Annotated in this window: 13 protein-coding genes; 8 read left to right on the top strand and 5 right to left on the bottom strand. The window is 39.8% G+C overall.

Annotated elements, in window-relative coordinates; genetic code table 11:
• Positions 1 to 13 precede the first annotated feature (13 nt).
• Positions 14 to 1,201 (top strand): vWA domain-containing protein, encoded by a 1,188-nt coding sequence (locus B9T23_RS05710; protein ID WP_086193379.1) that lies wholly within the window; start codon positions 14 to 16, stop codon positions 1,199 to 1,201.
• Between the two features lie 46 nt (positions 1,202 to 1,247).
• Positions 1,248 to 2,456, top strand: a complete 1,209-nt coding sequence (trpB, locus tag B9T23_RS05705; RefSeq protein WP_086193378.1) for a tryptophan synthase subunit beta — start codon at positions 1,248 to 1,250, stop codon at positions 2,454 to 2,456.
• Positions 2,457 to 2,594: 138 nt separating this feature from the next.
• On the opposite strand, the gene B9T23_RS05700 is transcribed toward trpB, so the two are convergent.
• From B9T23_RS05700 to B9T23_RS05690, 3 genes are all read right to left on the bottom strand, one after another.
• Entirely contained in the window at positions 2,595 to 3,026 is a 432-nt protein-coding gene (locus B9T23_RS05700) for a CBS domain-containing protein (RefSeq protein WP_086193377.1), read from the bottom strand.
• Between the two features lie 132 nt (positions 3,027 to 3,158).
• Positions 3,159 to 3,533 carry a DUF2750 domain-containing protein gene (locus B9T23_RS05695; protein WP_086193376.1) on the bottom strand — a complete coding sequence of 125 codons (375 nt, stop codon included), beginning with the start codon at positions 3,531 to 3,533 and terminating at the stop codon, positions 3,159 to 3,161.
• A gap of 138 nt (positions 3,534 to 3,671) precedes the next feature.
• The gene (locus B9T23_RS05690; RefSeq protein ID WP_067724773.1) at positions 3,672 to 3,905 is read right to left on the bottom strand and encodes an SEL1-like repeat protein; all 234 of its coding nucleotides are present in this window, start codon (positions 3,903 to 3,905) and stop codon (positions 3,672 to 3,674) included.
• 224 nt (positions 3,906 to 4,129) lie between these two features.
• Between B9T23_RS05690 and B9T23_RS05685 the strand changes: the two genes are divergently transcribed.
• The gene (locus tag B9T23_RS05685; protein WP_086193375.1) at positions 4,130 to 4,489 is read left to right on the top strand and encodes a hypothetical protein; all 360 of its coding nucleotides are present in this window, start codon (positions 4,130 to 4,132) and stop codon (positions 4,487 to 4,489) included.
• A 106-nt stretch (positions 4,490 to 4,595) separates the two neighbouring features.
• A complete protein-coding gene (locus tag B9T23_RS05680) occupies positions 4,596 to 4,916 on the top strand; it encodes a hypothetical protein (protein ID WP_067724776.1) in 321 nt (106 codons plus the stop codon).
• On the opposite strand, the gene B9T23_RS05675 is transcribed toward B9T23_RS05680, so the two are convergent.
• Both B9T23_RS05675 and B9T23_RS05670 read right to left on the bottom strand, forming a co-directional pair.
• Positions 4,843 to 6,426, bottom strand: a complete 1,584-nt coding sequence (locus B9T23_RS05675; RefSeq protein WP_086193374.1) for a M16 family metallopeptidase — start codon at positions 6,424 to 6,426, stop codon at positions 4,843 to 4,845. The two genes, B9T23_RS05680 and B9T23_RS05675, sit on opposite strands and share 74 nt — an antisense overlap.
• A gap of 11 nt (positions 6,427 to 6,437) precedes the next feature.
• Positions 6,438 to 7,748: a M16 family metallopeptidase gene (locus B9T23_RS05670; RefSeq protein WP_407640417.1), complete on the bottom strand. Its 1,311-nt coding sequence runs from the start codon at positions 7,746 to 7,748 to the stop codon at positions 6,438 to 6,440.
• 253 nt (positions 7,749 to 8,001) lie between these two features.
• On the opposite strand from B9T23_RS05670, the gene ftsY reads away from it, so the two are divergent.
• The 4 genes from ftsY to B9T23_RS05650 all read left to right on the top strand — a co-directional run bounded on the left by ftsY (position 8,002) and on the right by B9T23_RS05650 (position 11,646).
• A complete protein-coding gene (gene ftsY, locus B9T23_RS05665; protein ID WP_067724780.1) occupies positions 8,002 to 9,105 on the top strand; it encodes a signal recognition particle-docking protein FtsY in 1,104 nt (367 codons plus the stop codon).
• Between the two features lie 171 nt (positions 9,106 to 9,276).
• Positions 9,277 to 9,963, top strand: a complete 687-nt coding sequence (locus tag B9T23_RS05660; protein WP_086193373.1) for a nitroreductase family protein — start codon at positions 9,277 to 9,279, stop codon at positions 9,961 to 9,963.
• Positions 9,964 to 10,163: 200 nt separating this feature from the next.
• Positions 10,164 to 10,757, top strand: coding sequence for a nitroreductase family protein (locus B9T23_RS05655; protein WP_086193372.1), 594 nt, complete (start codon positions 10,164 to 10,166; stop codon positions 10,755 to 10,757).
• 211 nt (positions 10,758 to 10,968) lie between these two features.
• Entirely contained in the window at positions 10,969 to 11,646 is a 678-nt protein-coding gene (locus tag B9T23_RS05650; RefSeq protein ID WP_067724787.1) for a DUF2057 domain-containing protein, read from the top strand.
• Positions 11,647 to 12,140 lie beyond the last annotated feature (494 nt).

Below are 12,140 nucleotides of genomic sequence, written 5' to 3'. Positions count from 1 at the left end.
GAGACATCGCCCCATGTTTGTGCGATTGTTTTATACCTTGCGACGTTACGGCATACCGGTTTCAACACGTGAACTGATTGATCTGAATGAGGCGGTTGCTTCTGGTCTGGTTTTTGCAGATCAGGACGAGTTTTATCAACTCGCTAAAACCGTCATGGTCAAAGATGAACGTTTCTTTGACAAGTTTGACCGTGCCATGAAAGATTACTTTGATGGCATCTCAACCTTTGATCTGGATGATTTACTCAATCAAGTGCATAAATTGCCGAAAGACTGGTTTGATCTTGAATTGATTGAAAAGCATCTGACACCCGAACAGCGTGAAGAGCTTAAAAAAGCCGGTTCACTTGAAGATCTAATGAAGATGCTGGAAGAGCGTCTTCGTGAGCAGCACAAGAAGCATCAGGGCGGCAACAAGATGATCGGTACGGGTGGCACATCGCCATTCGGTGCTTATGGTGATCATCCTGAAGGTGTGCGCATTGGTGGACCGGGACGTAAACGTTCTGCCGTTAAAGTCTGGGAACAGCGTAAATATCAAAATCTCGATGACGAACAGATTTTAGGGACACGCCAAATGCAAATGGCACTCCGTCGTTTGCGTAAATTTGCCCGTCAAGGTGCTGCTGAAGAACTGGATATTAATGGTACGATTCGTGAAACGGCGAAGCAGGGTATTTTAGATGTGCAACTGGTGCCTGAACGTCGTAACCGTATTAAAGTTTTGATGTTGTTCGATGTCGGTGGATCAATGGATTCACACATCGCCCAATGTGAAAAACTCTTCAGCGCTGCCAAAACAGAATTTAAAACTTTAGAGTATTTCTATTTCCATAATTGTCTTTACGATTATGTGTGGAAGGACAATATCCGTCGTTCTAACACCCGTATGAACACATGGGATTTGTTCAATACTTATGGTCGAGACTATCGGGTAATTGTTGTGGGCGATGCCAGTATGGCACCCTATGAGCTAAGCTCGGTGGGTGGTTCGGTTGAATATATGAATGATGAAGCGGGCAATGTCTGGTTGCAGCGTTTACGTCAGCATTTTGAAAAAACCGCATGGCTGAATCCTGAAGAAGACCGTTATTGGCATTACACCCATACCATTGGTCAAATTAAGCAGATTTTTGAAGATCATATGTATCCAATGACCTTGAAAGGTGTGGAAGATATGACAAAATATTTAGCTCGTTAAGCAGAATAAAACTCAACGCGATCATTTTAAATGAAGGAATTGGAAAATGACTCATCAAATTAATGGTATCCCATTGCCAAATGAAGAAGGTTTCTTTGGACAATACGGCGGTCAATTTATTCCACCTCATTTAAAAGAAGCGATGGACGAAATTAATGTGGCATATGAGCAAATTCGCCATACTGCAGAATTTCAAAATGAATTGGCAGATTTGTTTGCCAACTATGTTGGTCGTCCAAGTCCGCTGTTTCATGCCAAGCGTTTATCCGATCAATTGGGTGGAGCGCAAATCTACCTGAAACGTGAAGATTTAAACCACACTGGCGCTCACAAAATTAACCATTGCCTAGGCGAAGCTTTGCTTGCCAAATATATGGGCAAAACTAAAGTTATTGCAGAAACCGGTGCAGGGCAGCATGGTGTGGCTTTGGCAACCGCGTGTGCCTTAGTCGGTATTCCGTGTGAAATTCACATGGGGCAAGTGGATATTGAAAAAGAACATCCAAACGTCGTGAAAATGAAAATTTTGGGTGCCACCCTGATTTCTGTCACACGTGGCACAGCAACTTTAAAAGATGCTGTGGACAGCGCGTTTGATGAATATCTAAAAGATCCGAAAAACTTTATCTATGCCATTGGTTCAGTGGTTGGACCTCATCCATTCCCGAAAATGGTGCGTGATTTCCAATCGATTATTGGCGAGGAAATTAAAGTTCAAACCCATGACCGTTTCGGTTCGAATCCAGATTACATCGTGGCATGTGTTGGCGGCGGTTCAAATGCCATTGGTGCTTTCACTGCATTCTTAAATGAACCCGATGTGAAACTTGTGGGTGTGGAACCTGCAGGACATGGCCTCGATACCAATATGCATTCAGCAACCTTGACTTTGGGCAAACCGAGTCAACTGCATGGTATGGCTTGTTATGTGCTTGAAGATGAGCAGGGTGAACCTTTGCCGGTACATTCAATTGCTTCTGGTCTGGATTATCCGGGTGTAGGTCCACAGCACAGCTTCTTGAAAGACTTGGGTCGTGTGGAATACTCAACCGCAACAGATAAGGAATGTCTGGATGCCTTTGTGACATTGTCGCGTGTAGAAGGCATTGTTCCTGCGCTGGAAAGCTCTCATGCGGTAGCATGGGCGATACGTGAAGCACCCAAAATGGCCAAAGATGTAAAAATCGTGGTGAACTTATCCGGTCGTGGCGATAAAGATGCTGATTATGTTGCGGAAAAATTAGGCTTAAACTAGCGAGAAATCTCCCTCTTGCGCCATATGCAGCTCATCTTTGAAAAAGTGGGTAGTAAAAGTCTCACTTTATTAAAGGGAGATTTAGAGGGATTAAAAAAACCTCTCATTTCGAGAGGTTTTTTTATTGGATTTAAGCGTTTAACTGGCAATATATTGTTGCAGTTGATCAATCAGTTTACGCTGATCATCCATAACAGCTTTGACCAAGTCACCAATTGAAATCAAACCTATCAGTTTGTCGTTTTCAACCACAGGAAGATGACGTAAATGGCGATCTGTCATAAGATCTAAGCAATCTTCAACACTGGTTGATTTGGTCACAGTTAATACTTTTGCAGTCATAATTTCACTGACTGATGTTTCTTTAGAGGTACGTTCCATCAACATAATCTTGCGCGTGTAATCACGCTCAGAAAGAATACCGACTACTTTATCCTGGTCAGTGACCACAACTGCGCCAATGCCTTTATTTGCCATAAGTGAAATTGCTTCAAGTACAGTTGCTTCTGGACTAATGGTAAAAATAGTTTGTTCAATTTTGTCCTGAAGAACTTGTGCTACATTGGTCATTTATTATCATCCTTTGTTGTTTATTCTTTGACATTAAACTTAGCGCGAAATCAGAAAAATGCAAACACTTTTCAATTCAGAAACTTAATTTTACATTTCTCTGTATTTCGCTTTAACGATTTGCACAACTGCCTAAGCATGTTGCAAAGATTCAGAGAAAAAGAAATGACGCATTTGTTGAGTGGTCAATTTAAATTTTCGACTTGAAGAATTACATAAAGCAGGCGTGACTTTTAAGCGCGTTAATGTCGGCAGTAAGGATTCTTGAAAATCCTTGGGCGTGATTTTACGGGGGGTGTAATCTGGCCAGTGTAACTGGGCATAGTTATGCGCTTGAGCACTGTTGAGCCAAAATGGAAAAATGAAGTCCTCATGGTCAGACATCATTGCCCAGCCTTGTTGGTGATATAAACCCCAGAGTACACCGCAGTACGTCATCGACTTTAAAAGTGTGATTTTAAAGAACAAGTCTTTAGGAATAAGCTGTAAAGATTTAATTTGATTCATACCAAAAGCATCTAGTGACTTCAGGAGCTATTGTAGGAAATTTAGATTAAAGTTCAGTGTAAGCTTTGAGAAACAATGTAAGAAAATATGTATTTAAAAACAATAGGTATTAAAAAACGCCACCTTAGTGACGTTTGATTAAGCTTGCATGGTGGCTAAGTTCTGCCAATATTGTGCTTTTAGCGAGTCTCGTTCTACACGGAAACCTTGATAATAGAGTTCTGCTAGGAACAATGCTGCTTTACCATGCCCAGCACGAGCGACTTCTTCCAATTTTTGAACCGCATCTGCAAAATTCATTTGAGATTGAATAGTGTTTACTGCATCTGCATATGCATGTTCTAAGTCTTGATGAGAGAGTTGTTGAATCATATTAAACTCCTTATTGTAATTATGATTGCTAGTGTAAGACTTTTAAGTTCGTCTTGATACTAATTTAACTAGGTATTATTAAATTAATATTACATTAAACCTAAATTGTCAAACAATATATCTGGGTGGGTGTTAATAATTCAAGTTTACATGATTAAACAATGCACAAAATGATTTTTTATTAATATAGATATACGGAAATTGTTAAGTATAAGGAGAATAACATGACAAAAACATTAGATGGTTTGAATTTTGATTTGCCTCCAACAGAAGCTCAAATTATTGAGCTCGCTCATCAACATCGCAAAAATTTAGACGAAGCAGTTTTTCATCAGGAAATTCATCTGGGTGATTTTTGTTTGGCTCAGCGCAAAAGAGTTTATGATTTTACCCGTCAGTTGGATCCACAACAACGTGAACAATTTTATGATGTTTATAATGGTGAGTTAAAGCGTGTCGCGGATGATGATGAACTACATCCAGTTGATTCAGAAAGAGGTGTCGGGGTTTTTGCAATTGCGCTGGTATTGGGGATTATTGCGTTGGTACTTTACTTTGCAGTGATCAGAAACGTAATAGGATAAGCAATTGAGGATTGCTCAATTTCTGCTACAAGTGCTTGGAAATTGAGCAAATCTGCTTGTACTTATTTTTAGCGCACCATACACTACCTTGAGTTCGAGGTAGGTTATGCATATCGCTATACAAAAAATTGTTCAATTAAAATCTGAAATAAAGCTTGAAAATGTTTATAACGTGCTCATTGTTACGATTATCGCAATTATATTAACCCTTGCTTTAATTGCCCTGCATCGACCAATTTCAGTGACACAATTTGAAAATATTGTGAAACTTTCATCCCAAGCCAATTATCCCGATACCCAAGAAATGGCTTTGCTACTGATGCAGCAGCATCAGGTTCCTTATGGTCAATACTTTAAATTGATGCAGGCGCATCAGTTGGAAATGACGCGGGCGCATCAATTACCTCCTTTGCAGGCGGAGCAATAATTGTTTTAGGTGTCTGTTTTATTGAAGGTGAAGGAAGCGTAGGGACATGTGGAAGCAGATTTTGATTGAGTGTTGTTTGCAAAGCCTGTTTATCTAATTTGTCATTGACCACAATGAGTGTTAAGCGTTCAGGATGCAGGTGTTTCCGGATCGCATTTTGTATATCTTGCGCAGTCATTTTCTCTAATAATTGTGGGTACTCATTCAAATAATCGGCAGTTTGGTTGTAAAAACCCATTGAGCCTAACTGGGCATTAATATTGGCATTGCTACTATAATTATTTGGAAAAGCCCGTAACATTCCAGCTTTGGTTTCTTCCAGCTGTTTTTGGTCAATCGGTTGCTGTACAAAATTGACCAAAGCCTGATGAGCGACTTGTATGCTGTCGAGGAGTTGGTCTTGTCGGGTTGAGTAACTAAAACTAAAAGTGCCGGGAACCTGGCTAAATGAAAAAGAACTATAAGCCCCATAGGTATAACCTCGTTTAACCCGCAGCTCTTTCATCAAGACAGAATTAAAACCACTCCCACCAAACATCTGATTGGCAACTTCTAAGGCTAAACGATCTGGATCAAATCGTGTGGTGCCTAAATGCCCCATAATCATATGCGCTTGGCTAGAGTTGAAGGTCATGTGGCGAATATCAAAAGCCGATTTGTCGAGTGGTTGAGCCAGCGGCTTGGCTTTTTCGCCCTGTTTCAAATTACCTGCAATGCGTTCAGAAAGTTGTAGTGCTTCTTTGGCATTGAGTTGACCGGTAATGGCGATATTCAGATTTTGTACCACCAGAAATTGATCACTAAATTGTTTCAGTTGTACTGGGGTAATTTTACTAATACTACGTTGTGTTCCGGTAATGGGTTCTGCATAGGGATGCTTTCCATAGAGTGCTCGATAAAACTGAACATTCATCATCCGGCTTGGGCTTTCCTGGATCTGCTTTTGACCCACCTGAGTATTGCTTAATACCAAATTAATACTCGATTTTTCGAAACTCGAATGATTTAAAACTTCCATCATCATGCCTAAAGCTGGCTCAAGTTTTTTAGGGTCAGATAGCACCCTTAATTTTACAACGAACATATCCCGGTAAGCTTGGGCACTAAATTGAGCACCAACCCGTTCAAAAGTACTGGCAATTTCGTTGGCGGTATATTTTTCTGTGCCTTCATCAATCAGCTTTGCCGCCATATTGGCAATACCATACAAACCTGGAGCGATCTCTTCATCCCGTGCTGCACCTGCATTAAATGTCAGTTGAATATCGACCATGGGGAGATCTTGTGATTCTACAAACAGGGTGCGGACTTTATAGCGATTTTTCAGCTCATGAACATAAGGGGCGCGCAATTGAAGTTGTTGATTATTGATTTTTAAACTTTGTAAAAGGGGAATCGAAATCAAATGGGTTGGATTGTCATCGGTGATGTTATTTAAATCTACGTCCGCAATTGCAGATTGAGCAGCAACAATAGACCCAAGTAAAACAATATCGCGTAGCTTTAACATGTAAAATTCCGTTATGGTGCTTTGTTTTCGGGAGAAAGATATAAAGTGCTGAGATTGTCACGGGTAAAATAAATATTCGCCACGCGCTGAATATCTTTGGGGGTGACCGTTTCAAAATACTTTGGCAGTTCATCCATTAAGCGAAAACTTAAACCGTTGATTTCTAAGTTACCGATCATTTTGGCTTGTCCGGCAATATCATCTTGGCTATAGACTAAATTTGAAACGAATTTAGCCGTCACACGTTCAACCTCTTCGGGTTTAATCAGTTCAGTTTTTAATAGGTCAATTTCACGTTGAATGGCTTTTTCAGCCTCTTGCAAACTCACGCCATCAGCAGGTAATGCGGAAATACTCAATAAGCTGTCTCCACGATTATAGGAATCATAGGAAACACTGATCGCGGTCAAAATTTTCTGGTCGCGAACGAGTCGGTCTTGCAGTCGTGAAGAAATACCACTATCCAGCAAACTTTTGATAATCGTCAGTGCATAGGCATCTTGTGGATTTTTGGCGGTGACCAGTGAATGGACATTCCAAGCCATATATAAATTAGGTACTTGTACAGGTAAGTTGAGTTCCATGTGGCGATAACCAATGCGGTCAAACTCCAATACGTCATTTCTGGCCGGTGTTTTTCTGGCCGGGATGTCGCCAAAATACTTTTGTACTTGCAGCAAGGTACTCTCAGAATCGACATCACCAACAATAATCAATATGGCATTATTTGGGGTATACCAATCCCGATACCATTTTTTGACATCTTCAAGTCGAATATTTTGAAGATTCTTCATGTGCCCAATCACGGGTTGTCGATAATGACTGGTTGGATAAGCAATCCATTTGAATCGTTCGAAAGCGAGAGATCTCGGATTATCGTCTGTGCGTAAGCGCCGTTCTTCCATCACCACTTTAATTTCTGGATCGAAATCTTGCTGACGTAACAGCAGGTTGCTCATGCGATCCGCTTCAAGCTCTAAAGCCATCGGTAAATAGGTTTTTGGGTAAAGCTGATAATAATTGGTGTAATTGGTAAAAGTTGAAGCATTGATACTGCCGCCATAAATACGGCTTAAACGGGTAAATTCGTCATTGGGAACTTTATGGGTTCCTTTAAACATCATATGTTCTAGAACATGGGAAATTCCCAGTAAATTACCTGATTCATCACTACTTCCCACGCCGTACCAAATTTGAGTCATGACCATGGGTGAGCGATGGTCTTCGCGAATAATCACTTTTAAGCCATTTTTAAGCGTGGTTTCAAAGGTGGTGCGTACTAACTCACTCCGTGTCTCGGCATGAACCCATGGGATTTGCATTGAGAGCAAGGCAAAGCCCATGGGTAAAATATGTTTTTTAAAAAAAGACAGCTTTGGAAAAAGTGAGACGTAAATTTTGAGCACAATATTTACCAAAGTGATTAATTGTATTTATGATTATTTTTAAGAAATTCCTGTTTGAAAGCAAGGCGGAGTTGTTCGTTTTTGGTGTGTTGTACGTCTACTGGGGATTGCAAAGGAAATCTATGCTAGAATCCTTGTTTTTCAACGCAATGCTTTTCAAGGATTCGGCATGCAACAGCAATCTAATGGGCAAAATAAATTTTTGATTGATGCTGATATCGGGGATGACGATGTCACTTTACCGAATTTACCTGCGGTAAATGTACCTATTGTTGAAGCTCCAAAACAAGAACAAGCAAGTGTTTCTGCGCCTGTAGCCACAGAAACTGAGCAAGATGATGCATCCAAAAGTGGCTTTTTTAGCCGCATGAAAGTGGGCTTAACTAAAACCCGTAAAAACCTTGCAGATGGCATGGTGAATATTCTGATCGGTGGTAAAGAAATCGATGATGAATTATTAGAGGAAGTTGAAGAGCAATTACTGGTTGCAGATATCGGTGTAGAGGCAACGAAAACCATTATTGCCAATTTAACCGAACGTACCACACGTGGCGATTTGATCTATTCACATTCATTGTATAAAGCTTTACAAGAAGAGTTGGTGGCGATCCTTGCTCCACGTGTCAAGCCTTTACACATTGACCCAAATAAAGCGCCGTTCGTTATTTTGGTGGTGGGCGTTAATGGTGTGGGCAAAACCACAACCATTGGCAAACTGGCAAAACGCTTACAAGGTGAAGGCAAGAAAGTCATGTTGGCCGCGGGGGATACTTTCCGTGCTGCAGCAACAGAACAGCTTCAAATTTGGGGTGATCGTAATAATATTGCAGTGGTTGCACAAGGTCATGGTGCGGATAGTGCATCAGTGATTTTTGATGCTTTTGAAAGTGCGCGTGCTAAAGGTGTTGATGTACTGATTGCCGATACTGCGGGACGTTTACATAATAAAAGTCACTTGATGCAAGAGCTCACCAAAGTTAAACGGGTGATGCAAAAAATTGATGCAACAGCACCGCATGAAATTATGTTAGTGGTGGATGCGGGTACAGGTCAAAATGCGATTAATCAAGTCGAAATGTTTGATGAGGCCGTTGGCCTAACCGGACTTACCATTACTAAACTTGATGGTACGGCTAAGGGTGGTGTGCTGTTTAATATTGCCAGTCGTACCCATGTACCGATTCGTTTTATTGGTGTGGGTGAAAAAATCGACGATTTACGTCCATTCTCGGCAAAATCGTTTGTTGCAGCATTATTTGAAACAGAAAAGTAAAATGCTTGATGTTTCACATAAACTCCGCCAAGTGCGGAGTTTGTTGTTTTTAAGCTAATTGTTTGATTTAAAAAACAACATATAAAAATAACTTATTCAAAGAAGTGCTCTGGAAACGATTAGAATCAAAGGATATTAAAAGCTTGGGCATTCGTATTGGGGAGTACTGCTGTGGCATTGTTAGAAAAAATTGGTCATGTCCTGACGGCAGATATCACTAAAGATTTTAAGCTTAAAAAACGGGCTGCTGAAGAAATACACGAACTTACTTTTGTTGATCATTTGAAAAAACGTCGTAGCATCTATGTGCTCGGGAAAAAGGTTCATTATAGTCAAGCCTACTTGGCAGAACTTATTCAGGAAGCGGTACGAAGTTGTCCATCTGCCTTAAATTCTCAAAGTTCACGAATCGTGGTGCTATTTGGGGAGTCTCATGAAAAATTTTGGGACATTGTCAAACAAGTACAACGAAAATTAGTTGCGGTGCATGTTTTTGCCGGTACAGAGATGAAGATAGACCAATGTGCCGCAGGTTTTGGTACGGTTCTTTTTTATGAGGATCAGCAAACCATTCAGCGATTACAAAAGAAAATCCCTTTCAATGCGGGTGATTTTCCGGTCTGGTCAGAACAGACTTCAGGCATGGCGCAATATGCAGTATGGACGGCCTTAGCTGATTCAGGTATCGGCGCTTGCCTGCAACACTATAATCCGAGTATAGATTCAACAGTTGCTGACTATTTTAATATAGACGCATCGTGGTTGCTTCGAGCGCAACTGGTTTTTGGTTCAATTGAGCAAGACGCTGAGCTTAAACATGATCCGCAAGATGGCGATCGATTTAGAATATTGGTCTAATCGATGCTATGAACAAATAAAGCACTTTTTACAGGTGCTTTATTTGTTTTTAAATAAGCATAAAATTCAAAAAATACTTTATCAAATTGTTCTATAAATAAAACACAATGTCACTTTTTTAGTCATGCACTCATCATAGAATTAACCTAAGATTAATCTATCCTAATAATGTTTAACAAAAATCAGAAGAGGGTTATGTAATGTCATTTTTAGATCAGATGAAACAACGCCGTACGATTTACGCAATTGGTAAAAATGTTCCATTAACACAAGATAAAATTGAAGAAATCATTAAAGAGGCGGTTCGTAATAGCCCATCCGCTTTTAATTCACAAACGTCGCGAGTGGTTACGCTATATGGTGATTCGCATACCAAATTCTGGAATATCGTACGTGAAACACTACGTAAAATGGTGCCAGAAGATGCCTTTGAAAAGACCGATGCAAAAATTAATAGTTTTGCAGCTGGTTATGGCACCGTTTTATTTTTCGAAGATCAAGATGCTGTAAAGTCGTTGCAAGAACAATTTGCTTTATATGCGGATCATTTCCCAGCATGGTCAGAACATTCAAGCGCTATTGCACAGTTTGCCGTATGGACGGCATTGGCAGAGCAACATGTCGGGGCTTCATTGCAGCATTATCATCCTGTAATTGATGAGGAAGTTGCAGAGACTTTTGATATTCCTAAAAACTGGAGATTACGTGCTCAATTGGTGTTTGGCTCAATCGAAGCACCTGCGGGAGAAAAAACATTTATGGATGATAAAGAGCGCTTTAAGAAATTTGACTAAATTTTTCTTAATTTAAAATTATAGAGAGCGTTATTTCACGCTCTTTTTTATGGCTAAAAAAGACTTCAATATTTATATCTACGAAGTTGCAAAGCTTATCTCAACAAAGTCTTGAAAATGCTCGTGTATTGAAAATGGCTTTGTCATAAAATCGTCATTTATACATTGCATAGTGCAATTCAATTTTAACAATGAAAGAAGAGAAAGCAGAATGGCTTTAAGATTAACTTTTGCTGCAGCTGCATTAATGATAAGTAGTGCTACATTTTCGGCGGTCACGATTACAGCACCTGAAGAAATCAAAATTGTTGCGGTAAATGATCAGGAAGTTAATACTGGATTATTCCGTTCTGCGAATAATCAATATAAAGTCGATGCAGGTGAAAGTAATATTAGTGTGCGTTACACCCAATATTTTGAGCACCTGAATGGTGAGCACGACATTGTGAAGTCTGGTGTGGTAACGATAAAGACTCCATCATTAAAAGATGGTGAAAATTACCGATTAGATTTAATTAATGCACCAGCAAGCTTTGAAGCTGCAAAAAAATATGCTGAACAACCTGTCGTTGCTTTGGTTGATAAAAATAAACAAATCCTGGTTCAGCAAACTGGTGCAAACACAGAGCAAAAACCTTGGCTGGGACAAGGCATTTTTGCAAAAGCCACAGATTTAACGCAAAAGAAATCAACACCAGTGAATCAGCCAGCACCAGTTTATACACAAGCAGCAGTTATTTCAGGTGCTGCTTTACCAGCGAGCTTAAATTCTAGCGTATCAACTCATTCTGCAAATACCGCAGATCAGCAACTGATTCAGCTGTGGAAAAATTCGAATAAAGCCGAACGTCAAAAATTTATGGCTTGGTTGGCTGAACAAGCAAACTAATTCATGGGTTCATTCATTTAAAGAAAAAACTAGTCAAAGCTGGTTTTTTCTTTTTCGAGAGAAGTAAGAGGTTGAAATTTGTATTTAGGGATAAGAAGTGGTAGAAAAAGACTTAAAAAGTGAGAAAAACAGCATTTTGGTTTAAAAAATAAACAGTTGATTCTGTTTTTGAGTTATTTTGATAAATAGGGGTTGCGCCCCTACAGAAACTGTATAGAATATGCGGCATACCAACGAGATATGTTGAAACGAACGAAACGCGAAGCGTTGAGTTGTTGAGATTACCTTGTTGCTTCTTGTCTCTGACGAAGAGCAAGATAGATCATTAAGAGATTATGAAGAACAACTTGTGTGGATTTTTACCGGTTGATCGATCGAAATTATTTTCATTGATTGATGGTAGAAATTACTCGAAGTTTATTTGAGAAATTAAAGTCAGAAAATTGATGAGCCAAGATTTGTAGCCATAAGCTACTAATGATTTTTAACTGAAG

This window comes from Acinetobacter terrae, assembly GCF_002135195.1.
In the GTDB taxonomy this organism is placed as follows: domain Bacteria; phylum Pseudomonadota; class Gammaproteobacteria; order Pseudomonadales; family Moraxellaceae; genus Acinetobacter; species Acinetobacter terrae.
This window is presented reverse-complemented; position numbering and strand designations above follow the sequence as displayed.